The organism is Flavobacterium frigoris PS1, from assembly GCF_000252125.1.
GTDB lineage: Bacteria > Bacteroidota > Bacteroidia > Flavobacteriales > Flavobacteriaceae > Flavobacterium > Flavobacterium frigoris_A.
In genome coordinates, this window is the sequence record NZ_AHKF01000018.1 from 413942 (window position 1) to 438393 (window position 24452).

The window sequence follows — 24452 nt, forward strand, 5'->3', positions numbered from 1 at the left end:
AAAACGGTCAGTTTTCATTACTTTTGAAATAAAAATAAAGAAATGGGGTTCAAGCATATATTTAAAGCAAAATTGAATTGGTTTTCCAATGAAAAAGTGGCAGTCTCAACTACTAGGCGTTACACCAAAAACCATACGATTGCCATAGAAGGGAAAGAAATTTTAAATGTTTCGGCTGCAAAAGCTTTCAAAGGAGATCCTCAATTACACAATCCGGAAGACATGCTGCTAAGTAGTGTCGTTTCCTGCCATATGATGTCCTATTTATATGTTTGTGCTCAAAACGGAATAGAGGTCGTGTCCTATACTGATGCCGCTGAGGCAACGCTTGAGGTTTTAGAGAATGGTTCAGGTCGATTTACTGAAGTACGGCTTTATCCTAAAGTTACTATCACCCAAGTAGAAAAAATAAACGAAGCATTAAGCTTGCACACAAAAGCGAATGAACTTTGCTTTATTGCCAATTCTTGCAATTTTCCAATTATGCATTTTGCTAGTTGTGAAGTAGTGTAGGTTGAAAAAAAAAATCTGTAATTCAATGAATTACAGATTTTTTGTGGAGTCGCCGAGAATCGAACTCGGGTCCAAACAAGCAACTAAAAGGCTTTCTACACGTTTATTTCCTGATTAGATTTTCGATAGTGAGCCAGGCCAGAAACAGCCACTCAATACTTATCTTCTTTATTTCGAAGTCCACCCGAAGCTTATGGAAATCTAGGTTTAAATTTACGATTCACCTTTATCGACCGCTATAAACCAAAGCTTTCGAGGTAAATCCTGCTTTCCTATCTAATAGGAACTAGGCTAATCTTACTATGATTCAGATTATGCAGCAAGAGCGTAGTTTCCTTCGCCGTGTATGTGTTTTGGAACCTTTTATTAACGAGAATTGTCCCAGTTCTCCACGTGCTTACTTTTCAATTCGACTTGCTGTCAAAACCAGTCGACCCCTTTATTACTATTCAAAGGATTAATTTGAAAGTGCAAAGGTATTCCTTTTTAACAGAAATAGACCTATTTGCATTACTTATATTATCTTCAATAATCATTCCTTTTTTATTCGTCAGCTAATTTGAATGGATAATCACCAAACAGCGGCGCTAAATTTTTTACTTTGTAAGTTCTTCGGTCCATTTTGTTCGACAATGCAATGATAGTTACTTTTTCGTCAGGCATGGTAATATAGGCAGATGTATTGCCGTGCCACCAACCATTATGGAAATAGAAATTTTTTCCAGTGTCCCAATTGACCATGCGTATTCCCAGACCGTAGTTTTTTGTTCCCTTATGTTCATTACTATACCCTATATAAGCTAGCTTTAATAACTTAGGGTCAAGGAAATTTGCTGAGTTACGACCATCGTCAAACTTCAATAAATCTCTAGGAGTCGAATAGATGTTTTTATCACCATATACCGCGTCAAGGTAGTCCATATTAACTAAGGAAAAATTGCCTCTATATGATGGAGTTGCAGTTTTCTTGTCTTTCTCATAATCGAATACATAAGTGTTTGTCATTCCCAATGGTTTGAAAATGATTTTTTCCATGGCATCTTTATAAGTCATACCCGTTATTTTTTCTATAACTAGTGCCAACATGGCATAATTAGTATTACAATAACTAAATCGACTATCAGTGCGGAATTCCAAATCAATACCTTTGGTTGCCATAATTGTCAGTATGTCCTGATTAGTTAAAATTTTATGTCTATCCCAAACACCCTTTTTTTCGGTAAAATAGGCATAGTTACGCATCCCCGTTCTATGAGTCAATAATGTTTTTATGGTAACATCAGGATATGGAAAGTCTTTTAAAATCGTGGTAACTTTTTGATCTAAAGTCAGTTTCTTTTCGCTTAACAACTTTAATACCGCGGTAGCTGTAATCACTTTGCTTACTGATGCTATGTGAAGCGGGGTAGCACTTGTCATAGATGATTTTTCTTTATAGTTGGCGTAGCCATCGTACTTTTCGAAAATAATCTGTCCATTTTGTGCCACTAGAAAACCACCGTTTACACCTTGACGCCCCCAGTTTTTACTGTAAAAAGAGGCTATGGATTTATTTTTGCCCTCAATATATTGGTCGCTAAGTTTTGGCCTTGCTTTTATTAAAACAACGGAGTCGATAACTTTCTTTTCAGAGGAATTAGAGGCGGAGTCATTCTTTTGCTTACAAGAGCTCAAAACCAATAACAGCATGAGTATTTGTAGTATATTTGCTTTTTTTATAAAAATCATTTTTGTGGTTCTATCAAGGGCAAATATATAGAATCAATCTCTTTAGTTAAGTTTTTTTTTAAACCTTAACAGTATTTTATTAAAGTGAAAAAACCAATTTTTCTATCGTTTTGGCCATCAGCTTTTAATATTTCCCAGAGTTTATATTTTTTATGAAGGAAAAATTAATTCAATAAAAATTGTTATATTTGTAACAATACAGATAGATAAAGTTACAATAAAACTAAAGCATCAATAAAGATATGAAATTCGGAATTTTAAAAGAAAGAAAGAGTCCACCGGACAGAAGAGTAGTTTTTTCCCCAAATGCATTAGTTCAATTGAAAGAGCTTTATCCTGACGCTGTTTTAAAAGTGGAAAGTTCTGACATTCGAATATTCACAGATGATCAATATAAAAATTTAGGAATTGAAGTTACCGAAGATATCAGTGATTGCGATGTGTTATTTGGGGTGAAGGAAGTCCCTGTATATAATTTAATTCCAAATAAATCTTATTTCTTTTTTTCACACACGATAAAAAAGCAACCCTATAACAGAACGTTATTACAAACAATTCTGGAAAGAAATATTACGATGTATGATCATGAAACTATAGTTGATGCTAGTGGGCGACGATTAATTGGTTTTGGGAGATACGCAGGTATTGTAGGAGCATATAATACTATTCGCGCTTTTGGGATAAAATTTGAATTGTTTAAATTGCCAAAAGCAGAAACGCTGTCTGGAAGAGAAGAGTTGATTTCCCAATTAAAACGAATTATTTTTCCTCCGATTAAATTTGTAGTTACTGGAAGTGGTAAAGTAGGGAGCGGGATAAAAGAAGTTCTTGATGCCATAAAAATTACTGAAGTTTCAGTTGATAATTTCTTAAATAAAAAATATGCTCAAGCAGTATATATCCAGATAGACGTATTGGATTATAACAAACGTATCGATGGCCAGGTATTAAACTGTAAGGATTTTTATACTAATCCAAAAGAGTACGTTGGTAACTTTGAACGTTTTACCAAGGTAGCTGATATTATCATTACAGGTCATTTTCATGGGAATGATGCGCCAGATATTCTTACCAAAGCCATGTTACAATCCAAAGATTGTAAAGTAAAAGTGGTAGGTGACGTTTCTTGCGATATTGATGGTCCTATTGGATGTACACTGAGAGCGTCAACGATTGCGGAGCCTTTGTATGGCTATTTGCCTTCAGAACACAAGGAAGTAGATGTTTTTCATCCCGCCGCTATTGTGGTTATGGCAGTTGATAATTTACCTTGTGAGCTACCTAAAGATGCAAGCGAGGGTTTTGGAACTATGTTCATGGAGCACGTGATTCCTGCGTTCTTTAATGGTGATAAAGACGGAATTCTAGAAAGAGCTAAAATGACCGAAAATGGCAAATTGACGCCACGATTTAGTTATTTACAAAACTTTGTAGACGGAAAAGAATAATATTGTTTCAATATATGTTGTCTTGAATTTCAAAACAAAAAAAGAGCTTTGAATCACTTCAAAGCTCTTTTTTTATGGGTTTTGCACAAGGGATAGCAGCGGAAATCCTTTTTTGTCTCGTTTTTTGGGGCGAGACCAAAAAGATTGTAGCGAATAGCTCGACCCGCTTTTTTTGGCGGGATGTGCCCAAAAAGCACTACTATTTCTTATCTACGACAGGTCTATTTTCTCTATTAGCCAGTTCCCAAGCGATGGTGAAGGCTAGTTGTGCTCTTTTTGCCAAAGCATCGTATTCAATTTTGTCCGGTGTATCTGTTTTTTTATGGTAATCAGCATGGACTCCGTTAAAAATGAAGACGGATGGAATACCGTTCTTTGCGAAATTGTAATGGTCAGAGCGCTCATAAAAATGTTGCGGATCCATAGGGTCATTGTATTTGAAATCCAAATTCATATGTGTGTATTTCTCATTTGCTGCCAAGCAAATTTTGTTTAAATCAGTCGAAAGTCGATCAGCACCAATTAAATATACATAGTTATTTGAGTCTGGATGAAAGTCATCACGGCGACCTATCATATCAATATTAATGTCAGTGATGGTGTTTGCTAATGGAAATAATGGGTTTTCAGAATAGTAGCGAGAACCGTGCAAACCATGTTCTTCACCAGTAACGTGAAGGAATAGGATAGACCTTTTAGGACCATGGCCTTCTTTTTTTGCTGTTTCGAATGCTTGGGCAATTTCAAGTAATGCAACTGTTCCTGAGCCGTCATCGTCAGCTCCATTGTAGACATCTCCATTTTTGACACCTACATGGTCATAATGTGCTGATATAACAACTACTTCTTCCGGTTTTTCAGAACCTTCAATAAAGGCCCAGATATTCTCTGAATCAGATAAACCTTCATCGCGTTTGGCGTTGAGGTAAGCGGCTGGAATGGACTGGTAAAAGTTTGTAGCTCCTTTTGGAAAAGAGATTCCGTTTTTTACATATTGATTGATCAGGTATTCTCCAGCTCTTTTTTGTCCGGCAGAACCAGTTTCGCGACCTTCCATTCCATCTGAAGCGACGATATAAAGATGTGTTTTTAATTCATTTGCCGTAATAGTAGCCATGTATTTAGTTGGGTCAGAATTATCTTGAGCTACAGCTTCCTTAGTAGTGGCGCAACTGATGCAAAGAGTCAGTAGTAAGCTTAACGGAATTATTTTTTTCATTATGATTTAGTGAAGATTTATGAAAGTGTAAAAGGCAAACAATAAAAGTAATAAAATTATTATGATGAAGTTTATAAAAAAAAGAAATATGGTTTTTACGAAGGAAATTAATCTAGATTCTCCATAAAAGCGATGATGTGCGGGAAAAAAATAGTAGAGCATCCAGCCAAAGCCTGTAAAATAAATTAATCCGCTTAGGAAGTTTGTACTACTAGATTTTTCAAGGAACAAAAAGATTTTATCCGTAAGAAAGAGGATTAAAATAAGTAGTAGCAAGAACGAAAAATAATGAAGGGTAAAGATACCGTGGTCAAAATAATACCACTTTTTTTTACTGTGAAAAAGCCATAGAAAAAAGGCGAAAATAGGCAGATAGATAAACAGTACTTTTGGGAAATCATGAAGAAAAGAGGTTCTGAATTTTGCGATAATCTCATCTATTGTGTTATTCTCAGTAACTGTCAAGACCTTTTTAATAATCGAATATTCAAAACTGCTGTATTTGTCTTCTACTTTACCAAATTCTTGAATGGAGTCTAATTCTCGAACCGTTTTAATTTCAAAATTAAAAGGTTTTTCGGCTTGTCCGTTTAGTTCAACAGATTTATTGATTGTTTTCTGAATGGAGTCTAAATTGTCTTTTGCAAGTTCGCCCGGTTGTATAAGTTTATTGATTTTTAAGTCGCTCGTTTGTTTTGTGTTTGTATTGGAGAGCTCTAGTCTTTTATCAGGAAAAACACCAATCAAAAAAAACGTAATGAAACTGATAAAAATATAAAGGCGAATAGGTGCCAGATAGGATAATCGCTTGCCGGAAAGGTATTCCTTTGTTAGGGTAGCTGGTTTGAGAAGAAGGTTTTTGATGGTTTTCCAGAACGCATTTTCGTAATGGGTTAAATCCTCAAAGAAATGGATAAAAAGCTGATGGAAAGTTTTTCTGATGTCTATATTTTCCTGTCCGCAGTTAGAGCAGAATTTGTTTTCGACAACATATCGGCAATTTAAGCAAGTCTTATCTTTTCTTTGAGGATTTTTACTCATGATAAAGAAATTTGGTTTTTTGGAACCTACTTATTTTCTTAAGACTTCACCTAAGAATAATTTTAGATGTTCGAAAGAGCGTTTAGCTGCTTTTTCGTTATATGCCGCCCCTTTCGAATTGTCGTCTCCGTATTCTGGATTGGTAAACCCATGCACTGCATTAGCATAATAAATCATTTGCCAATCGGCTTTTGTATCGCGCATTTCTTGTTGGAATGCGGTAATTTCTTCTTTTGATTCGTATGGATCGTCAGCACCATGACATACTAAAACCGGAACCGTGATTGGCTCAATTGCTCTTGCTGCATTTCTGGCTAAACCACCATGGAATGAAACTACTCCTTTTACTTTAAGATGACCACGTGCTGCTTCAAGTGCTCCTGTACCACCAAAGCAATACCCTATAACTACAATATTATCTGGATTAGCACCAGCCTTAATCAATTGTTCCAAGGCTAATGAAATTCTTGTTTGATATTCCTTGTAGTTGGTTTTGTAATAACTGGATTTTTGGCCTGCTTCCGCATTATCTTTCGGGTAATTCCCTTCGCCATAAATATCCGCTATAAAGGAGTAATATCCCAATTTAGCCAAATCTCCTGCAATATCTTTGGACGCTTTGTCAATTCCATGCCATGCAGGAAGAATCAAAATCCCCGGTTTTTGTGCGCTTTTCTTTTTTGGCGTAATTTCAAAACCATTTAAAACCTGATTTCCGTCTCTGTAAGTTGTCGCTTTTAACTGTGCGAAAGAGCTGTTTGAATAGATAAGAAGCCCCAGAATAAAGTATTTTATATTTTTCATAATGCTATATGTTTTTACTCACAAATATCCGAAATTAAAAAGAGAAATATTATTTGTCGTACTAATTTACAGTTTTTTTAATAACTGTTTAGCGATACATTAAAATATTTATTAAAGACTAATGTTTCTTTTGAAGGCACAACCCAATTCGATCATGGAATCTGTTTTGGCAATCCCTTGAATCGTATCGATTTTTTCATAAAGGAGTTTTCTCATGTGTTCATGATCTCTAGCTATCATTTTTATGTATAAGGTAAAAGAGCCAGTTATAAAATAACATTCGGTTACCTCGGGAATTTTTTTTAACTCATCAATGACTCTACTAGAATCTTCGTCTTTATTTAGAGTGATTCCTGTAAATGCACCCCAGTCATAGCCTATTTTCTTCTCGTTGATAATGGGCTTTATACCAGTAATAATTCCTTGCTCCATCAGTCTATTAATGCGCTGGTGGACCATGGTGTTTGATATTTTTAATGTAGTAGCAATTGCTGAATAGGCCATACGCCCATCTTTTTCTAATTCTTTTATGATGTTGATGTCGAATTCATCCAGTGTTTCCATGAAGTTTATTTTAAATTAAAATAACGTATTTTTATAGGTATAAAAGTAATCATAATATTTTATAAAAAGAACTTTTGCGATGTAAAAATGACTTTTTTACAGGCTTAAATTCGTTAAATTTGTTTTATAAACTATTTTATTAAGTCAAAAACGCTATTTTTGATTGCTAAATTAAAAAATATTTGTAGGTTTGTAATTCAGAATCATAAAAATAAAATAAGATCATGGAACAAAAACATCCAACACTCTCTTTAAAAGCAGAAGCGTTAATCGAAAAAGAAAATAAATATGGAGCCCATAATTATCATCCCTTACCGGTAGTTCTTGAAAAAGGAGAAGGTGTTTTTGTATGGGATGTAGATGGTAAAAAATATTATGATTTCCTATCAGCTTATTCAGCGGTTAATCAGGGGCATTGTCACCCAACAATAGTAGGGGCGATGGTTAAACAAGCGCAGACTTTAACATTGACTTCTCGTGCTTTTCATAATGACCAGTTAGGTGTTTTTGAAGAATATGTTACAAAATATTTTGATTTTGACAAAGTATTACCAATGAATACAGGTGCTGAAGCGGTAGAAACTGCTTTGAAAATTTGTAGAAAATGGTCGTATGAAGTAAAAGGGATTCCTGAAAATCAAGCACAAATTATTGTTTGTGAAAACAATTTCCACGGAAGAACGACAACAATCATTTCGTTTTCAAATGACGAAAATGCACGTAAGAATTTTGGTCCCTTCACAGAAGGTTTTATCAAAATTCCTTATGATGATACTGATGCGTTAGAAGCAGCTTTAAAATCAAGTTCAAATATAGCTGGTTTCTTGGTAGAACCAATTCAAGGAGAAGCTGGAGTTTATGTTCCTACAGAAGGCTATTTGGCGAAAGCCAAAGCACTTTGTGCAGCACATAATGTATTATTCATTGCGGACGAGGTGCAAACAGGAATTGCACGTACAGGTAGACTTTTAGCCACTTGTGGAAATTGTTCATGTGAAAAAGGATGTGAAAAAAGACCAGAAGTGAAGCCAGATATCCTTATCTTAGGGAAAGCAATTTCTGGAGGAGTTTATCCAGTGTCTGCTGTTTTGGCTAATAATTCCATTATGAACGTAATCAAACCAGGTCAGCACGGTTCTACTTTTGGAGGAAATCCAGTTGCGGCTGCAGTTGCTATTGCGGCACTTGATGTAGTTCGTGATGAAAACTTATCAGAAAATGCAGAACGTTTAGGGATTATATTAAGAAAAGGCCTGAATGATATCGCTTCTAGAAACCCATTAATTGCTCTGGTAAGAGGGAAAGGTTTGCTTAACGCAATCGTAATTAATTGTGATGAAGAATCTGATTTAGCCTGGGAAATATGCTTAAAATTTAGAGACTATGGCTTGTTAGCAAAACCAACACATGGAAATAAAATACGTTTCGCTCCGCCTTTAGTTATTACTGAAGCGCAAATCCAAGACTGTCTTGCGATTATTGAAAAGGCATTAAACGATTTCAAATAATACCGATTGTTATGGAACGATTTATCAAATTAATTAAAAACCGATCTGATATCGGAGCCGGCACAAGAGGTTCTGATATGGGAGTTGATGCCATTGAAATTGCCGCTATCAATCAAAATAGTGATTATTTTAATCAGTTTGAATTTGAAGATGTAAAAACGCATAACGAGTCGGTGTACAATAAAAACCGAAATACGTTTGCTAAAAGAATCGAACATGTATTAGAACAATGCACTCGGGTTTCGTATGCGGTAAAACACAATTTGCAAGCTAATTATTTTCCAATTGTACTGTCAGGAGATCACTCTTCGGCATTGGGAACAATTAGTGGAATCAAAGCGGTTTATCCGACTAAAACATTAGGTGTAGTTTGGATTGATGCACATGCTGATTTGCATTCACCTTATACGTCTCCTTCGGGTAATATACATGGTATGCCCTTAGCGGCAGCTCTTGCAGATGATAATTTAGATTGTAAAATCAATGAAATTACTCCGGAAACAGTTCAACATTGGGAGGACATGAAAAATATTGGTTGTCCTGGTGCCAAAATTCGACCTGAAAATCTAATTTATTTTGGTGTCCGTGATGCCGAAAAACCTGAATTAGATCAAATGGAAAAATTGGGAATCAGAAACTATATGGTTGATGAAGTTCGTTACAGAGGACTTCAAAATTGTGTTACTGAAGCGCTGACAAAATTATCTAATTGCGATATAATTTATATTTCCTTTGATGTGGATTCTATGGATTGCGATATGATTTCTTATGGTACTGGTACACCAGTTCCTAAAGGATTTGATCAATACGAGGTAATTGACATCATCAATCAAATTGTCAAATCTAGAAAAGTGGTTTGTTTTGAAGTGGTGGAAGTAAATCCCCTTTTGGATACCAAAGGAAACAAGATGGCAGAGACTGCTTTTCAAGTTTTAGAACAAATTACATCTACTATTATTTTACCTATCGAATAATCATTTTTTATTGACATATATAAGCCCAAGGTCTAGAAATAGATCTTGGGCTTTTTTTTGTGGATTTGTACTTATTAATAGGAGCACGTTGGCATTTTAACAATTAAAAGCAGCAAAATAGCTCATAATTTATTTCGTTGTTTTTAAAAGTTTATTTTTGTTTTAGCGAAAGAGATGTATTAAGTATTTTTACGTAGTTTATTTTATTTAACCAATGCAATTTACCCTAGACAATATGAAAAATGCAATTATACCAAAACTAACCGTTGTAGGTGCGGGGCCTGGAGATGTAGATTTGATAGCGATTAAAGCCGTAAAAGCATTGCAAAATGCCGCTGTGGTTTTGTATGATGCATTGGTAAATGAAGAATTATTAAACTATGCTCCGCAAGCCGAAGTTATTTTTGTAGGCAAGCGTTTTGGTTGTCATGCGTACAGTCAAGATCAAATAAACGAACTGATTGTGGTTATGGCTAAAAAACACGGTCAGGTAGTGCGTTTGAAAGGTGGCGATCCATTTGTTTTTGGGCGTGGGAGTGAAGAGATAGACTATGCACAACAATTTGGTTTAGAAACCGCGATTGTTCCCGGAATTTCATCGGCATTAGGTGTTCCGGCCTCTAATGGAATTAGTTTAACCCAACGTAAAGTATCCGAGAGTTTCTGGGTAATTACAGGAACGACTTCTGATCATAAGTTGTCAAAGGATGTGAACTTGGCTTCACAATCGTCTGCGACCGTTGTTATCTTGATGGGGATGCATAAACTAAATGAAATAGTAACTTTATACCAAAGCAATAGAACCGATGATTTGCCTATTGCTATTATTCAAAATGGAACTACGGCAACACAAAAAATGGTTAGCGGAAAAATAAGTTCTATTTTAGAATTGGTAAAAGAACAAGAATTGGCTTCTCCAGCCATTATTGTCATAGGAGAAGTGGTAGGAAATCCTTCAAAGTTGACTGCGTTTACTGAGCAAGCTTGCAGTAACGATGAGTTCATTTTGCAAAATTTAAATGAAATAGCAAGATTACAATAAAATATTTTGGTGCCATTGCCAAGAAAACAAAAACGTAAGGAGACTCACTTTCTTTTTTAAAACAATCGTTGCAGGATCTAATAGAAACATTAGATCAAAAGCACGAATTGAATACGCTTTCTTATGGCATTGTATTGAGCCAAAAGATAATTCAATTAGTGATATGGAAAAAGGAATGATGGCATTAAAACTTTTCAAAGATCGGCCAGATCCTATAAAAACATTAATACAATTAGGACAACAAAATAATGAAGCTGAATAGATAAACAACCACTAACACAAGTCTTGCGCAATTTACGAATTTAGTGGAATTACCGTTTTAATTCGTATTTTCGTTTAGCCGAAAATACTCGTCTTCGTAAGTCGCAAACTGCGTAAGTCGCGGGAGCGTTTGTCGTAACCTTATAAGAAGCAAACGAATTGGAAAATAAATAAAATAGGAATGCTTTGTGTGATCTTGGATGCTAACGATGGAAGTATTTGGTTTGGATTTTTAAGTGGAGTGTATCGTTATGATGGTGAGATCAGTACTGACTTTAAAGAAAAAAGAGTAAGAAATAAGGTGTATAGCCGAAAATTTTAAAACGGAATTGTACTTGAGGTGATATATTTTTTGTCATAGAATGTCGCAGCGGTGCGAATTCTTTGTAGGAATTAATAATTGAGAAAGAGAAGTGAAGGCTAAGAGAAAGTGATTTTGGTTAGAAGAGGGAAAACATTCAAAAAAATAAAAAGGCATTATCCATAATTTTATATATATTTAACATTTAATATTGTAATAATAACAGAAATAGCAATCATATTTTGACAAAATATTTAAAATACAATTAAATTATTTCAAATTTTACTTTTTAGTATTGAACATCAACTAGTCAATAAATATATTTAAATTTTTATAAACTTATCAAAACTATTTTTTTTAACTGTTTTTAGATGGAAAGAAATAAGCCCAATAGTAGTATCAAAAGCATCTATAGATTTAGTACACTTACCAATTTTAATTTTAATTTTTTTACGTTACAATTTTTGATTGTTACGTCATTCCTTTTTTATTTAAAATTAACCTATGTTGCTTGGGGAAGTATTCCTATATTTCTGTTGTTTTTGTATTTTTCGCGTTCAAACAAATACAGTTTCAATCAAAAATCTATTGTGGCTGTTTTAGCTTTAACGGGCTATTTTACTTATGCTTTTATATTCTATGGAAAAACATTCAATTTTATTGTTCTGTTATATATAATTCCCATTGTTTTGTTAATCATAATTCGGTATCATCAGTTCATGTTTTATTTAATTGGACTCCTCATAGTAACTTTTGGAACAATTATCTATTTTGATTTCTTTGGATTTGATTACGGGAATAAAATGTATTATGAAAAAGACATTTATAATATGTTTTTTTATTTTATTGTAGTCATGATCATGATTTATTTGATTGTATTACTTACTGCTCGAACCAATTTAGTAAAGTACATTATCGAAGATTTAAAAACTAAAAATAATGAATTAGAAGAATCGCGACTGGAGTTGAAGAAGTTACAAATCAATAAAGAGTCCTTTTTTGCTATAATGAGTCATGAAATCAGAACTCCCTTGAATGCTATAAAAGGAATTTCGGATATTTTAAAAAACCATAAACTGAGTGAGGAAGACCAATATCTGTTAGAACTAATGGACTATTCGTCTAATCATCTATTAGCTTTAGTAAACAATATTTTAGATTTTACTAAATTAAACGATGGCGCTTTTACGTTACAATACTCAGAGTTCAGTTTGACTAATGCTTTAAATTCATTGTTTAAAATGAATGAAAGATTAGCATTAGAAAAGGGGTTGCGATTTGAAATAGAAACGGCTACCGATATTCCCAATTATGTTTATGGAGATAAAAATAGAATCAATCAAATTGTTTTAAATCTACTAAACAACGCAATTGAGTACACCAATGCAGGAACAGTTAAAATGCAGGTAAACGGCGAATATAGTTCAGATTCTAAGGATGAATTTCTACTTCAAATAACCATTTCTGACACCGGTAAAGGAATTGATAAAGAATTAGCGAAAAAGCTTTTTCAAAAATATGCTACGACAAACACCTCAACAAACAGTGTAGGATTAGGATTAACAATTTCAAAAGGGCTGATTGATTTAATGCACGGAACAATTTCATTTCAATCGACACCTAATGAGGGGACCATCTTTTTTATTAGCATTCCGTTGCCTGTAGTACATAACACTACAGCAAACCTGGATGCTATGGATAGTAGTTTCTGTGATAGCATTATAAAAATACTTTTGGTGGATGATAATAAAATTAATTTACTCGTTTTAGAAAAGCAATTAAAGAACCATTTGAAAAATAGCCAAATAACGATTGCTTATAATGGACTAGAAGCATTGAACTTGATAAAAGAGCATGAATATGACATCGTGCTAATGGATGTGATAATGCCAGTAATGGGCGGAATTGAGGCGACAAAACTAGTTAGAAACCTAACGGACGATACCAAAAAAAGTATTCCAATTATTGCTTTGACAGCTAATGTTGGTGAAAAAGAATTGGCTGAATGCTTGAATTCCGGAATGAATGATTGTGTTACCAAACCATTTGAAATTAGTACATTATTGAAATTAATAAAAAGCTTTAAAACCTCTTAGTTTCCAGAATAAGTTACTTTTTAGAAGTTATAAAAACACATTTTTATTTTAGCCCTGATCAAGCCGATATCCTCGTAGCGCAGCGTAGAGATAAAGGGGAGAGCAGGAAGATTAGCTCCTCAATAGCGAAATCGTTCTGCTCCTAAAAATAAAGAGCGCAGTTTGCAAATATTTCCACCTAATAGCTTCGCTAACAGATTTACAATTCCTTTACCATTCAATAAACTTTTAGTAATTGAATGAATGTTCGATTATTTTCTTTTGATAATACTTTTACGACTTAATGATTGGCCGCTAATTGTGGGTTTTTAGTAGGCTGTAAAATGTAATAATATAGAATAATGAAAAAAGTAATAGTGGTTTCGGTTGTATTTATTTCCATCGCTTTGCATGCGCAAGAAATGGTAAAAAAGCAAGGGGTAAAAAAAGTAGTGATGATTTTAGTAGATGGTATTGCGACAGACCAATTCTACAAAGCAAATACAAGTTCTATAGATGCGATGACAAAAACAGGTGCTTTTTCGGAAGCCTATGTTGGCGGAATTAAAGGCGGCTACTCAGAAACACCAACCATATCTGCTGTGGGGTACAATAGTATGTTAACAGGAACTTGGTCTAACAAACACAATGTGCTCGACAATGCTATAGGAGCTCCCAATTATAATTATCCAACAATTTTCAGAGTGTTCAAGGATGCTTATCCAAACAAAACAACGGCTATCTATTCATCATGGCTGGATAACAGAACAAAGTTAGTAGGAGAAGGATTGCCACAAACGAATAACATTAAAATGGACTATCATTTTGATGGATTAGAATTAGATACAGAGAAATACCCTCATGATAGTGTAAAGAAATACTTGAAAAGAATTGATGCCGAAGTGGCCAGAGAAGCGGCAAATAATATCTATGAAACGGGTCCCGATTTGTCATGGGTGTATTTAGAACATAGCGACGATATGGGACACCTATATGGTGACAGTCAGGAATTTTATAGTACGGTTGCTTACGAAGATGCCTTGATAGGTTTAATTGCCGATGCGGTAAAATTAAGAGAGAAAGAAACAGGGGAGGAGTGGTTAGTTATTGTAACTACAGATCATGGTAGAATGCCAACAGATGGGAAGCATCACGGATGGCAATCCTACCGTGAAAGAAGTACATGGGTAGCTTTAAATAAACCTATTACAAATGACTATTTTAAAAATAATAAAGTGGCCATTGTGGATATATTCCCTACAATATGTGATTTTATGGATATTCAGATACCCATAGAAACAGCTTATGAACTCGATGGAATTTCCCTTACCCAAAAAGTAGATATTTATGATTTGGAAGGTTTTTGTTTTAATGAAAAATACTTGAAACTAAAGTGGTTGACAGTAGCTAAAGAAACTGAAAAAGCAAAAATATTTGTGAGCTATACTAATTATAAAAAAGAAGGTAAAAAAGACACCTACACACTTATAGGCGAAACGGATATTCAAGATAAGGAGTTTAACATCAAGGTGAAGCCGAACAAAGCGTTTAAATACATGAAAATTGTGATGCAAACTAAAAATCAGATTAGTAACACTTGGGTGAAAGTAAACTAAAAAAGAGACTCGATATAAGGAGCAGATTGATTTTCTGTATCGGAAAAATCCGTAAATAAAGTATATTTACTGTAACAGATTTTTGATTCTACAGTCTTATAGTAGAACCTATTGTTACTAAAAAATATAGATATGAAAAGAATTGTATTAAGTGGTCTTGTCCTTTGTTCTGGATTGATGGTTCAGGCACAGTCTATCAATAAAATTATAAATATTGATAAAGTTACTGAAATCGAAACAGTGCTTGCAGCAGATGATATGCAGGGGCGTCGCGCTTTTACGCCAGGAATCGACAAAGCGTCGGGTTATATTGAGTCGCAATTCAAGAAAATAGGCTTGCAAACGTATAACGGCGCTAAGGATTACAAACAGGAATTTGAGATGACGGAGGCCAAAAGAAAAAGTCTAGAAGTAACGATTGACGGTAAGGCTATTGATGCCGGATCGATGATTTCGTTCTCGTACCAACCTCAAGTTTCTTTTACGGAGAATAGTCCTGTGGCAGTGGTGAATATTAGAGCTGGAGATCCTTTTGGACCTAAGTTTTATGAGTACTACCAAAGCGATAAAAATCTCCTTGTTCTTGTGGATGATTCGTTTAGAAAAGTAATTCCAAATATCCAACACATGGGGCAAATGGCGGCGACACCAGGGAAAAACACGGTGGTGTTTGTTTTTGGTCCAACGGAAGCGACTAATTTCTCTATTGAAGCAACGAATACGATTACAGCTCAAAAATTAAATAATGTGGTTGGGGTTTTGAAAGGGAAAAGCAAACCCAACGAATATGTAATTTTTTCAGGACATTATGACCATCTTGGCGTTGGTTCTCCAGAAGAAGGGGAACAACACGATGCTACTGACTCTATTTATAATGGTGCCAATGATGATGCTGCGGGAACAACTGCTGTAATGCTGCTGGCGGAGTATTTTAAAAAGATGAATAATAACGAGCGTTCTATCATATTTACGGCTTTTGTAGCCGAAGAATTGGGTGGTTATGGAGCGAAATATTTTTCGAAACAATTAGACCCAGCACAAGTGATGGCGATGTTCAATCTTGAAATGATAGGAACCGAATCGAAATGGGGGAAAAACTCGGCATACATTACCGGTTTTGAGAAATCGAGTATGGGAGAAATTTTACAGAAAAACTTAGAAGGATCACAATTTAAGTTCTATCCTGATCCGTATACGGAGCAACAATTGTTTTATAGATCTGATAACGCGACATTAGCAAGACTAGGTGTTCCTGCACATACAATTTCGACATCTAAAATGGATAGCGAACCCAATTATCATAAAGCAAGTGATGAGATAGGGACTTTAGACATGAATAACATGACCGAAATCATTAAAGCCATAGCGATTAGTTCATCTACAATCATCAGTGGAAAAGACACACCAACAAGAGTGGATACCGCAAAGTTGAAGTAAGTATTTCTTGAAAGCTTGATTCTAGGTTTTACCGTAGACTCACAGATTTTTTTATAAATCGATGTTTCAATGTGCTTTAAAAGAATAAAGGGTGCTATTTTTACATAATTGTTGTGAAAGATAGCACCCTTTTTTATTGGAATAAATCGAAATTGATTAATTGAATTCGACTTGTACTTTGTACTTTTTAGAACTCACAATTGATTCTATTGACCCAAAAGAAGCTATACTTCTATGTTCTTCTCTTTCTTTTCTCAAAGCGATTTGTTTTAATGCATTATTGTTTTTTATGAAAAAATGGTAATAATAGGCTTAGTTTTTTTACCACATAGAGATATAGCCAGTATTGTATTTAAAAAGAATTTCAAAGCAGTTTCACTTTTCACATAGTCCAGCTCTGCTAAGATAAGATTGTTCTTTTTCAGAAACTAAAAGTTTAGAAATCAATAGTTCGATTTTTTTGTTGATAGGTTTAAAAATAAAGAGAAATTCTACTAAAAAAACAAGAAGTGTAAAGCCTTAAAGCGCATATTCAGTATTGCGCTGCAGTGTTACTTTTTTAGTGCTTCTACTTGATATTGGCTGACTATTTTATTCGTTTTTGAAAGAAAGATTCCTTCATTATCAAGAATATTTTGGACTATTTCTTGGTTATTTTCTCTAGTATTGTTTTTTAATAATAAGTTGGTTGCACGATCAATACTATCAGAATTAGCTTTAATTTCTGCAAATAACTGGATTAGTTCCTGACTTTTTACTTTTGGAAAATTAAGACCGTCATTCCCGTTTTCTTAGGCATAATACGTAGATTTCCAAAGTGAAACCGTTTCCTTTATGTTAGGGATTTCTTGATTTTTTTTAAGTGCATCAGAAACTAAGTTTAAGATTAGCACTTCTTTTACTATCTTCTGACTCAACATTCGTTGGTTCTCGGAAATGTTGATCAATCTTGAATCACTAAGTTGACTATTCAGATTGTATCAGTAATTGAATAAGCAATACCGTTATAGCAATTGTTATCAAAGCAAAAAGATACATTTGCTTTAATTTTATGAAATTAAGATTTTCGTTAGATTGCTTGATCTTTTTTTTATGTAAAAATCAAATTACAATCCAATAGCTTCTTTTATCAATTGAAGATTTGAATCGCTATAGCTGATTTTTAAGGCTTGCTGATGCCCTTTGTCAGACATTTTATTCCAGGTTTTTAAAATAATATTTTTCATTTTTTCCCTGTCGTGTTTTTGCACGAATGGATCTAAATAAAATTCTAAAAAAACCAAACAAATAACATCTTCTAAAAGTTGCGTTCCTTCATCTTTTTTAAGGAGTTTTTTCTCGATTAAAAATGAAACTCGAGCTATAAAATCAGATTCATAACCCGCTTTTTCTAAAATAGCAGCGGTAGTTTGAGCATGAAATTTTTTTAAATCTTCACGCCATTTTAAATAACCCACTCGATCCATTGGATAGCTTTCTCGTGCTATTTTCCATCTGCAGATGTGCTGCGCTTTAGAAGCAATTTGTACTTCCTCTGAAGCATCAGGATGAAATTCCATCAATTTTTTATACATTCTATCCGAATATAATAACTCTTTTGGATAGCTCTTGGATTGGTATGTTTCGCTGTTTGGGTCTTGTGCATTTTCGGCATCAATTAACTCACTAGCTATGTAAAATGGTGTTTTTGTCATGGGGTAAAGTGTATGTTCAAAGATACATATTTATTCTAAAAAGCCTATGAATACTTCCTCAGCAATAACTCTTGCGAGATAAGTAGCAATGGATTATTCTTCTCCATTTAAATTTGATCCGTCTACAAGTGAAAATATTTTCTTGTGCATAGGGCAGGTAATTTTAGTTGCATTTTCAACCAATCCCGTCGTTCCTCTCGATAAAACCATTTCCATTTTATGCGACATTCATTTTGATAAGCGTACCATTCAGTCTTTCTTTCGAAATTAAAAACAGCAATTTGTTTGTCGTTGTATTTTAGACCTTAAAAGATAGAGGTGATAATTTAAAAACGAAAATAATCTAAATGGAAAAGACCGCAAATTCGCAAACTAAATAAATCGGGGATACTACTTAATTTTCGAATTTGCGGTCTTAAATGTTAAAGGACGTTATAGTAATCTAATAAAAACTATGTTGCTGAAGGATAGTATTTTTTTCTGAACCAAAATGCTACGTTTACCAAGGCAATTAAAGCGGGAACTTCTACTAATGGTCCTATAACTCCTGCAAATGCCTGTCCGCTATTGATACCAAAAACGCCAATGGCTACTGCAATCGCTAATTCAAAATTATTTCCTGTTGCTGTAAAGGCAATGGCGGTGCTTTTAGAATAATCGGCACCAAAATATTTCCCTGTGAAAAAGCTAATGACAAACATGATTGTAAAGTAAATCACGAGTGGAATTGCGATACGAATGACATCCATTGGAATTTGTACGATTAGTTCTCCTTTTAGACTGAACATAAGTACAATGGTAAATAGTAAAGCGATTAAGGTAATTGGAGAAATAAATGGAACGTATTTATTTTGAAACCAATTTTCTCCCTTTAAATTAATAAGAGCGTATCTACTGATTATTCCTAGTGCAAAAGGAATTCCTAAATAGATTCCTACGCTCTCTGCAATTTGTCCAATACTAATGTTGACTTCAAAACCGCTGTAGCCAAAATAGGGTGGAAGTACTGTAATGAAAATATAGGCATAAACACTATAAAGTAATACTTGAAAAATACTGTTCAACGCGATCAAGCCTGCCGCATATTCTCTGTCTCCATCAGCAAGATCATTCCAAACCACCACCATAGCGATGCAACGGGCAAGTCCAATAAGAATGACTCCTATCATGTATTCAGGATAGCCGTTTAGGAAAAACAAAGCCAGCAAGAACATAAGGATCGGACCTATAACCCAATTCAGTAAAAGAGATGCTCCTAATACTTTTGTGTTTTTAAACACTTCTCCCATTTGCTCGTATTTTACTTTAGCGAGTGGGGGATACATCATCAATATTAATCCTATCGCCAACGGAATATTTGTTGTTCCGCTTGAGAATGAGTTGATGAGATTTCCACTAGATGGAATAAAATTTCCAATAGCAATTCCCAATGCCATAGCCAGGAAGATCCAAAGAGTTAAGTAACTATCTAAGAAGCCTAATTTTTTTCTTTCCGCTACTGGAGCACAATTGTTTGCCGACATATTTATTTTTTAATTTGTGAGAATACATAAAAGAGCTCAGTAGCAATTTGCATGCTTCTTTCGTGGTACTTTTCTTCTTGTTGAGGTGTATTATCAAAAGCTTTTGGATCTTCAAAAGTGATTGGAATCCTTTTTTCGGCACCAGCAATAAATGGGCAACCGCTGTCAGCACTAGAACAAGTTAAAATCGCTGCAAACTCCCCTTGTGGGTTAAAATCGTCATCATAAGTTTTAGAAAAACCAATAATAGGATGTTCGTTATCCGTATACTTTATACTGTAAATAGGATTGTTCCCTTCAGAAAGGGTTTTTACTTTAAACCCTGATTTAGCAAGTGTTTGTGCAGCCATTGGGAACAAAGCAGTAGCCTCAGTTCCTCCAGAATAACAAAACACATTACTGAAATTAAAATAGGATGCCGCAGTTTGTGCCCATACTTGAGACAAATGACTTCTCCTTGAATTATGTGTGCAGATAAAATTGAGTCTAATCTCTTCTTGATTACCTACTTTTATTTGGATATAATCAATAAGTGGTTGTAAAATTGCTCTACGCTCTTTTGTAATATCTTCTGGATGAAAAGAAAGAACTTCCTTTTCGATCAGAGAAAATATTTTAGTTTTCGATGGTATCATTTTAGGTGTAGTGAATTTTTAGATTAGCAACAACCTCCACCTGGAGTGCAACTATTGTTTTGACCAGGAATTTCGGATAATTTGATTTTCTGTTTTTCTTGAGGAATCCCGCATTGGTCCTCTGCAAGACAGGCAGTAAGTTTGTTTATCAAAGTAAACTCTTTACCATTAAAACCTAAATCGTATTTCCCGATAGTTCCTGCTTGATATTCTACTTCTATTTCATTATTTTCAATACCCAATACTTTTTCGGATAGTTCAATGATATCCAATAATTTTGTTGGTTTCAAACGATGTTCAAAGTCATTGGCATCCCATAATTGGAAATTCACCACTGTTTCTGTTCTTACTTTACCACCGCAGTCAATAAAGTTCTTGGTAATTAAACCCACTTCAGTAACATGAAAGTGTTCTGGTACATAAGTTCCGTTAGGTAGTACAAAAGCAACATTTTCTAATGTGCTCAATTGTTTTTTAATTTCTGATAGTTTCATGATTGGTAGTATTAAAAATTAGCAACATTGATTATTCTTATTTTCTAAATAGCTATTTATGTTTTCGAAAAAGCCTTTGATTTTGGCAAAACCTTCTTCGTTAAGGCAATAACAGATTGCATTTCCTTCGAAATTCCCCTTTATTAGCCCAGCATTTTTTAATTCTTTCAAATGTTGTGAAACAGTAGGCTGTGCGAGAGGAAGTTCATTTACAATAGCACCACAAACACAACTATTCACCTTGATAAGATGTTGTATTATAGCAATTCTCGCTGGATGTCCTATGGCTTTTGCCAAGACCGCCAATTCATTTTGCTCTTCCGTGAAATGTTCTGTTTTAGTGACTCCCATCGTTATATATTTATATTGCAATATTACGATATAAATCATTGCCACAGAAATATTTTATATTTTATTTACAAAAGTTCCAATTGAATCAGACTGGTGTTTGATTCAATTGGAACGATTTTAGGAATTGAAGATGTTAAATTAGTAGATTTGGATTCTTTTAGATTAGAGATCTCATAAAGGAAACGAATCTTTTGGCACGGCATGAAAGCCCACTTTTTTTACTTTATTTTCAATATCCTCAATCGCCACAACTTTGTTTGTATGAACGGTGAATTCCCTTGGAAAAATTGTGGTGTTTAGGATAACATCAATTATTCCGTCGATTTCTGAGATACTGGTTTTTATTTCTGATAGCTCAGCATCTTCTTTGGCATTTGTTCCAAATGTTTTGCCATGGTTTCCTGGAATTACGTTTTTTTCTAATATACCCATAGTTTAATTTTTTTTGAGATTATTTCTGTTTTTAAGCTGTTTAAAATTAAGCATTTATTATGGTAGACCTTGAAAAAGAACTACTTTTTTTCTACTTTGGAATTTTCGACTTAGAAAGAAAATGTAGCACTAATATAAAGTGTCTAAAAATAGTATCAGGAGAAAAGGGAGCTTTTAGGAAGAGAAGTAATGACATCTCTTCCTAATAACGTCCTTTTTGATTTTGAAATGACTAACTTAGTATATTGTAAATTAATAATTTAAAAATACAAACAAGATGAAAAAGAAAGATGTTAAATTGAATCCTGAAAGTCAAATGGAAGATTTAAAAGATACAAGTAAAGTACCTGATTCTCTGTTGTATCCCCCAAGTGAAGATATTTATAGTAAATTTCATAAAGAAAGTGATATCAACCCTGCCGATATTAGCAAAAAGAAGATTCCAGTTGAAGTTAATACCGACAACCAATTGAATGAAAAGAACTTTAAGGACGATATGTCTGGAGGGGATTTAGATATTCCCGGTTCAGAGTTAGATGATGCTCAAGAAGCAATAGGGAGTGAAGATGAAGAAAACAACCATTATAGTATTGGTGGTGACAACCACAATGATTTAGAGGAAGATAATGGTTAGAACGATAACGCTCTACTAGTAAAAATAAAAGCAACCAATCATAAAAAAGGTTGCTTTTAATATCTATTGTTTTTTGAAAGCTGGATTATATGAAATACCAACATTAAAATATCCTTTTGAGGACTGATCGTTTTTATAGAAATAGTCTTTATTTGGCTGGCCTTTTTCAGTTAGTCTAGAGCTGACAAAGTTTGAGATACCTCCTTTAAAAGTAACTATAAAGTTGTTTGAAGCCTTGTGTTCATATATAACACCGCTATTAATTTCTAGTTGACTGTATTGTGAAACAGTAGGGAAATTTGGATTGTCAATATTTACATAAAAACTATTACTGTTTAACATACTCCCAATAGAAATTCTGCCATTCTTATGCAGATAACGTCTTAATAAAATACGTTGTGGTAGTATGAAATCAATATCCCAAGCTGAATTTTTTAATTTATGATTGTATGTAAATGTTGGAAAGAAAGGGAATTGTGACGTTGGGTCAATAAATGCAACAGCTCCTATGGTTATAGTCGTTCTTTCTGTTTTTTTTAGAATTAACGAAGCACCCAGCATTCCTTTAAGACGTTGTATTCCTTGGTCGTTTCCGTCAACAATGATACTGGAATTATAAATTATAGGTTTTGCAAATAGTGAAGAGAAATAAGTGGTACTTAATGCAGTAGAAAAATTTTGAAAGTTAACGATTTCATTTTGTTGAAAGTTTTGTGTTGTACTAATGTTTTCCAAATTATTAAATTTAAACTCATTGAATTTATAGTTTAAAGATGTTGTAATGGTAAGTTTTTTCTTTCTATAAACTGGGAGATTTACTCCAACTGAAATTGATTTTTGATTTTCTAAATTCCCTTTTTGGAAATCTTCTCCTAATAATTGGGAATTAAAACTGCTATTTCCCATTTGCATATACTCTACATTTAGCATTCTAAAACTAGGAAATTCAGCTTTCAGGATTTTTTCAGCATTATCTTTAAATGAGGGTTCTTTTACTTGGGCATAATTTGAAATGCTTAAGCAGAAAACGGCTACTACTGTAGTAAATTTATTCATTGTTATTATCGGGATTAAGGATAGATGGGGTTTTAAAAACAATTGTTTGATGTGGGAATGGAATTTCAATTCCTTCTCGATCAAATCTCTTTTTGATACTTTCGTATAACTCACATTTCATCACAAAAGCTGACGGATAGTCTTTTGCCCATGCCCAAGCTCTTATTACGACTGCTGAATCTGCTAGCTTTACCACTCTGACAATCACTTTTGGATCTTTATTTTTTATTTCTAAAAGGGTTCTATATTCAATTAAATTAGGATGTGATTCACATTCTGAGCGCATAATTTCTTTGGCTAAATCAATGTCACTGTCATATGAAATTGCAATTTCGATCCATTGGCAACATTTTTTATCTCCTAAATCATAATTAACCACTTTTTCCTTATTGATGATAGCATTAGGTATAACAATCATCTTGTTTTCATAATTTTTAATGATCGTATGTCGCAGCGTTATTTCAGTGACATTACCTACCAGTTCTTGAGAGATTTTGATAATATCATTTATTTTAAATGGTTTGAAGATGATAATGAAAATACCACCAACGATATTAGCAAAAGCTTCTTGAGAAGCAACACCAGCAATAACAGCTAAAACACCAGCGCCACCTAAGGCTGTTTGTGCAATACCTCGTAAGGAAGGAAAGGCGAGAATGGCCAGTACAATTCCAAAAAAATAAATGCCTACAATGGCTAAATAGCGCAGAAATTTATGACTAGTAGGATCTTCTTGATTTTTAAGTTTCCTCTTAATCGTTCTTGCAAATAATGTTTGAACTATTGAAGCGCTAATGATCGTGAGTATTATGACAAAACCTAGATAGAACAAAAGCCAGAAATTTTGAGTGGCTTGAGCGTAATAACTTTTTTCAATAAAAATAAAACTTATGGCGCTAATGCCCAATATTATCCAAAGAGTACGAAGTATTTTTTTTATTAGATGAATTGTTTCAGGCTCTTCAGTTGGGTATTTTTTTAGCGCTTTTTTAGCTAACCAATTGTGAGCTGCGTTAGTAATTATTACTAATGCAGATACAACCATAACAACAATTAACCCGTAAACTATTGATTCTTTATTGTCTAAAAAAAATGCATTCAT

The 24452-nt window shown here is 33.9% G+C and carries 25 protein-coding genes and 1 other RNA gene; 10 read left to right on the plus strand and 16 right to left on the minus strand.

What is annotated here, in order from left to right; translation table 11 throughout:
• Positions 1 to 42 precede the first annotated feature (42 nt).
• Entirely contained in the window at positions 43 to 513 is a 471-nt protein-coding gene (locus HJ01_RS10580) for an OsmC family protein (RefSeq protein ID WP_007138395.1), read from the plus strand.
• A 41-nt stretch (positions 514 to 554) separates the two neighbouring features.
• On the opposite strand, the gene ssrA is transcribed toward HJ01_RS10580, so the two are convergent.
• Positions 555 to 951, minus strand: a transfer-messenger RNA (tmRNA) gene (gene ssrA, locus HJ01_RS17345).
• A gap of 105 nt (positions 952 to 1056) precedes the next feature.
• Positions 1057 to 2241: a serine hydrolase domain-containing protein gene (locus HJ01_RS10585; RefSeq protein WP_040473854.1), complete on the minus strand. Its 1185-nt coding sequence runs from the start codon at positions 2239 to 2241 to the stop codon at positions 1057 to 1059.
• Between the two features lie 242 nt (positions 2242 to 2483).
• Between HJ01_RS10585 and HJ01_RS10590 the strand changes: the two genes are divergently transcribed.
• A complete protein-coding gene (locus HJ01_RS10590; protein WP_007138397.1) occupies positions 2484 to 3689 on the plus strand; it encodes an NAD(P)-dependent oxidoreductase in 1206 nt (401 codons plus the stop codon).
• Between the two features lie 199 nt (positions 3690 to 3888).
• On the opposite strand, the gene HJ01_RS10595 is transcribed toward HJ01_RS10590, so the two are convergent.
• From HJ01_RS10595 to HJ01_RS10610, 4 genes are all read right to left on the minus strand, one after another.
• Positions 3889 to 4908 (minus strand): M28 family peptidase, encoded by a 1020-nt coding sequence (locus tag HJ01_RS10595; protein WP_007138398.1) that lies wholly within the window; start codon positions 4906 to 4908, stop codon positions 3889 to 3891.
• Between the two features lie 6 nt (positions 4909 to 4914).
• Positions 4915 to 5949, minus strand: coding sequence for a DUF3667 domain-containing protein (locus HJ01_RS10600; protein WP_007138399.1), 1035 nt, complete (start codon positions 5947 to 5949; stop codon positions 4915 to 4917).
• 30 nt (positions 5950 to 5979) lie between these two features.
• Positions 5980 to 6753: a dienelactone hydrolase family protein gene (locus HJ01_RS10605; RefSeq protein ID WP_007138400.1), complete on the minus strand. Its 774-nt coding sequence runs from the start codon at positions 6751 to 6753 to the stop codon at positions 5980 to 5982.
• Positions 6754 to 6864: 111 nt separating this feature from the next.
• A complete protein-coding gene (locus tag HJ01_RS10610) occupies positions 6865 to 7317 on the minus strand; it encodes an Lrp/AsnC family transcriptional regulator (protein WP_007138401.1) in 453 nt (150 codons plus the stop codon).
• A gap of 224 nt (positions 7318 to 7541) precedes the next feature.
• Between HJ01_RS10610 and rocD the strand changes: the two genes are divergently transcribed.
• The 7 genes from rocD to HJ01_RS10640 all read left to right on the plus strand — a co-directional run bounded on the left by rocD (position 7542) and on the right by HJ01_RS10640 (position 16531).
• Positions 7542 to 8825 carry an ornithine--oxo-acid transaminase gene (gene rocD, locus HJ01_RS10615; RefSeq protein WP_007138402.1) on the plus strand — a complete coding sequence of 428 codons (1284 nt, stop codon included), beginning with the start codon at positions 7542 to 7544 and terminating at the stop codon, positions 8823 to 8825.
• An 11-nt stretch (positions 8826 to 8836) separates the two neighbouring features.
• Positions 8837 to 9799, plus strand: a complete 963-nt coding sequence (locus tag HJ01_RS10620) for an arginase (protein ID WP_007138403.1) — start codon at positions 8837 to 8839, stop codon at positions 9797 to 9799.
• 235 nt (positions 9800 to 10034) lie between these two features.
• Positions 10035 to 10841, plus strand: coding sequence for a uroporphyrinogen-III C-methyltransferase (cobA, locus tag HJ01_RS10625; protein WP_040473914.1), 807 nt, complete (start codon positions 10035 to 10037; stop codon positions 10839 to 10841).
• A gap of 442 nt (positions 10842 to 11283) precedes the next feature.
• Entirely contained in the window at positions 11284 to 11424 is a 141-nt protein-coding gene (locus tag HJ01_RS17660; protein ID WP_007138405.1) for a hypothetical protein, read from the plus strand.
• Between the two features lie 350 nt (positions 11425 to 11774).
• Positions 11775 to 13499 (plus strand): hybrid sensor histidine kinase/response regulator, encoded by a 1725-nt coding sequence (locus tag HJ01_RS10630; RefSeq protein WP_007138406.1) that lies wholly within the window; start codon positions 11775 to 11777, stop codon positions 13497 to 13499.
• Positions 13500 to 13840: 341 nt separating this feature from the next.
• Complete coding sequence (locus HJ01_RS10635; RefSeq protein WP_007138407.1) at positions 13841 to 15094, plus strand: alkaline phosphatase family protein; 1254 nt, start codon at positions 13841 to 13843, stop codon at positions 15092 to 15094.
• Positions 15095 to 15226: 132 nt separating this feature from the next.
• A complete protein-coding gene (locus tag HJ01_RS10640) occupies positions 15227 to 16531 on the plus strand; it encodes a M28 family peptidase (RefSeq protein ID WP_007138408.1) in 1305 nt (434 codons plus the stop codon).
• Positions 16532 to 17322: 791 nt separating this feature from the next.
• Here the strand turns inward: HJ01_RS10640 and HJ01_RS18070 are convergent.
• The 8 genes from HJ01_RS18070 to HJ01_RS10675 form a co-directional block, all read right to left on the minus strand.
• On the minus strand, positions 17323 to 17505 hold the full coding sequence (locus tag HJ01_RS18070) for a type IV pili methyl-accepting chemotaxis transducer N-terminal domain-containing protein (protein ID WP_081478708.1): 183 nt from the start codon (positions 17503 to 17505) through the stop codon (positions 17323 to 17325).
• A 132-nt stretch (positions 17506 to 17637) separates the two neighbouring features.
• Positions 17638 to 18225, minus strand: a complete 588-nt coding sequence (locus HJ01_RS10645) for a DUF4202 domain-containing protein (RefSeq protein WP_007138411.1) — start codon at positions 18223 to 18225, stop codon at positions 17638 to 17640.
• 93 nt (positions 18226 to 18318) lie between these two features.
• A complete protein-coding gene (locus HJ01_RS17965) occupies positions 18319 to 18441 on the minus strand; it encodes a hypothetical protein (RefSeq protein WP_262487897.1) in 123 nt (40 codons plus the stop codon).
• A 236-nt stretch (positions 18442 to 18677) separates the two neighbouring features.
• Positions 18678 to 19748, minus strand: coding sequence for an ACR3 family arsenite efflux transporter (arsB, locus tag HJ01_RS10655; protein WP_007138413.1), 1071 nt, complete (start codon positions 19746 to 19748; stop codon positions 18678 to 18680).
• Between the two features lie 2 nt (positions 19749 to 19750).
• The gene (locus tag HJ01_RS10660; RefSeq protein WP_007138414.1) at positions 19751 to 20383 is read right to left on the minus strand and encodes a low molecular weight phosphatase family protein; all 633 of its coding nucleotides are present in this window, start codon (positions 20381 to 20383) and stop codon (positions 19751 to 19753) included.
• 23 nt (positions 20384 to 20406) lie between these two features.
• Complete coding sequence (locus tag HJ01_RS10665; RefSeq protein WP_007138415.1) at positions 20407 to 20877, minus strand: DUF6428 family protein; 471 nt, start codon at positions 20875 to 20877, stop codon at positions 20407 to 20409.
• Between the two features lie 18 nt (positions 20878 to 20895).
• Positions 20896 to 21228, minus strand: a complete 333-nt coding sequence (locus HJ01_RS10670; protein WP_007138416.1) for an ArsR/SmtB family transcription factor — start codon at positions 21226 to 21228, stop codon at positions 20896 to 20898.
• A gap of 171 nt (positions 21229 to 21399) precedes the next feature.
• Positions 21400 to 21660 carry a hypothetical protein gene (locus HJ01_RS10675; protein ID WP_007138417.1) on the minus strand — a complete coding sequence of 87 codons (261 nt, stop codon included), beginning with the start codon at positions 21658 to 21660 and terminating at the stop codon, positions 21400 to 21402.
• A 298-nt stretch (positions 21661 to 21958) separates the two neighbouring features.
• Between HJ01_RS10675 and HJ01_RS10680 the strand changes: the two genes are divergently transcribed.
• Positions 21959 to 22294: a hypothetical protein gene (locus HJ01_RS10680; RefSeq protein ID WP_238531080.1), complete on the plus strand. Its 336-nt coding sequence runs from the start codon at positions 21959 to 21961 to the stop codon at positions 22292 to 22294.
• 63 nt (positions 22295 to 22357) lie between these two features.
• Here HJ01_RS10680 and HJ01_RS10685 read toward each other — a convergent pair whose 3' ends face one another.
• Together HJ01_RS10685 and HJ01_RS10690 are read right to left on the minus strand one after the other, a co-directional pair.
• Positions 22358 to 23350 (minus strand): hypothetical protein, encoded by a 993-nt coding sequence (locus HJ01_RS10685; RefSeq protein WP_007138419.1) that lies wholly within the window; start codon positions 23348 to 23350, stop codon positions 22358 to 22360.
• Positions 23343 to 24452 (minus strand): mechanosensitive ion channel family protein, encoded by a 1110-nt coding sequence (locus HJ01_RS10690; RefSeq protein ID WP_007138420.1) that lies wholly within the window; start codon positions 24450 to 24452, stop codon positions 23343 to 23345. The genes HJ01_RS10685 and HJ01_RS10690 overlap by 8 nt, the downstream gene beginning before the upstream one ends.

Excerpts from the sequence above, each read along its gene's own strand:
- cobA (WP_040473914.1), top strand. The coding sequence starts at position 10,035 with ATGAAAAATGCAATTATACCAAAACTAACCGTTGTAGGTGCGGGGCCT.
- HJ01_RS10675 (WP_007138417.1), bottom strand. The coding sequence starts at position 21,660 with ATGGGTATATTAGAAAAAAACGTAATTCCAGGAAACCATGGCAAAACA.
- HJ01_RS10590 (WP_007138397.1), top strand. The coding sequence starts at position 2,484 with ATGAAATTCGGAATTTTAAAAGAAAGAAAGAGTCCACCGGACAGAAGA.
- HJ01_RS10685 (WP_007138419.1), bottom strand. The coding sequence starts at position 23,350 with ATGAATAAATTTACTACAGTAGTAGCCGTTTTCTGCTTAAGCATTTCA.
- HJ01_RS17660 (WP_007138405.1), top strand. The coding sequence starts at position 11,284 with ATGCTTTGTGTGATCTTGGATGCTAACGATGGAAGTATTTGGTTTGGA.
- HJ01_RS10690 (WP_007138420.1), bottom strand. The coding sequence starts at position 24,452 with ATGAATGCATTTTTTTTAGACAATAAAGAATCAATAGTTTACGGGTTA.
- rocD (WP_007138402.1), top strand. The coding sequence starts at position 7,542 with ATGGAACAAAAACATCCAACACTCTCTTTAAAAGCAGAAGCGTTAATC.
- HJ01_RS10640 (WP_007138408.1), top strand. The coding sequence starts at position 15,227 with ATGAAAAGAATTGTATTAAGTGGTCTTGTCCTTTGTTCTGGATTGATG.
- HJ01_RS10610 (WP_007138401.1), bottom strand. The coding sequence starts at position 7,317 with ATGGAAACACTGGATGAATTCGACATCAACATCATAAAAGAATTAGAA.
- HJ01_RS10605 (WP_007138400.1), bottom strand. The coding sequence starts at position 6,753 with ATGAAAAATATAAAATACTTTATTCTGGGGCTTCTTATCTATTCAAAC.
- arsB (WP_007138413.1), bottom strand. The coding sequence starts at position 19,748 with ATGTCGGCAAACAATTGTGCTCCAGTAGCGGAAAGAAAAAAATTAGGC.
- HJ01_RS10620 (WP_007138403.1), top strand. The coding sequence starts at position 8,837 with ATGGAACGATTTATCAAATTAATTAAAAACCGATCTGATATCGGAGCC.
- HJ01_RS10585 (WP_040473854.1), bottom strand. The coding sequence starts at position 2,241 with ATGATTTTTATAAAAAAAGCAAATATACTACAAATACTCATGCTGTTA.
- HJ01_RS10600 (WP_007138399.1), bottom strand. The coding sequence starts at position 5,949 with ATGAGTAAAAATCCTCAAAGAAAAGATAAGACTTGCTTAAATTGCCGA.
- HJ01_RS10660 (WP_007138414.1), bottom strand. The coding sequence starts at position 20,383 with ATGATACCATCGAAAACTAAAATATTTTCTCTGATCGAAAAGGAAGTT.
- HJ01_RS10630 (WP_007138406.1), top strand. The coding sequence starts at position 11,775 with ATGGAAAGAAATAAGCCCAATAGTAGTATCAAAAGCATCTATAGATTT.
- HJ01_RS10595 (WP_007138398.1), bottom strand. The coding sequence starts at position 4,908 with ATGAAAAAAATAATTCCGTTAAGCTTACTACTGACTCTTTGCATCAGT.
- HJ01_RS10665 (WP_007138415.1), bottom strand. The coding sequence starts at position 20,877 with ATGAAACTATCAGAAATTAAAAAACAATTGAGCACATTAGAAAATGTT.
- HJ01_RS10645 (WP_007138411.1), bottom strand. The coding sequence starts at position 18,225 with ATGACAAAAACACCATTTTACATAGCTAGTGAGTTAATTGATGCCGAA.
- HJ01_RS17965 (WP_262487897.1), bottom strand. The coding sequence starts at position 18,441 with ATGGAAATGGTTTTATCGAGAGGAACGACGGGATTGGTTGAAAATGCA.
- HJ01_RS10580 (WP_007138395.1), top strand. The coding sequence starts at position 43 with ATGGGGTTCAAGCATATATTTAAAGCAAAATTGAATTGGTTTTCCAAT.
- HJ01_RS10635 (WP_007138407.1), top strand. The coding sequence starts at position 13,841 with ATGAAAAAAGTAATAGTGGTTTCGGTTGTATTTATTTCCATCGCTTTG.
- HJ01_RS10670 (WP_007138416.1), bottom strand. The coding sequence starts at position 21,228 with ATGGGAGTCACTAAAACAGAACATTTCACGGAAGAGCAAAATGAATTG.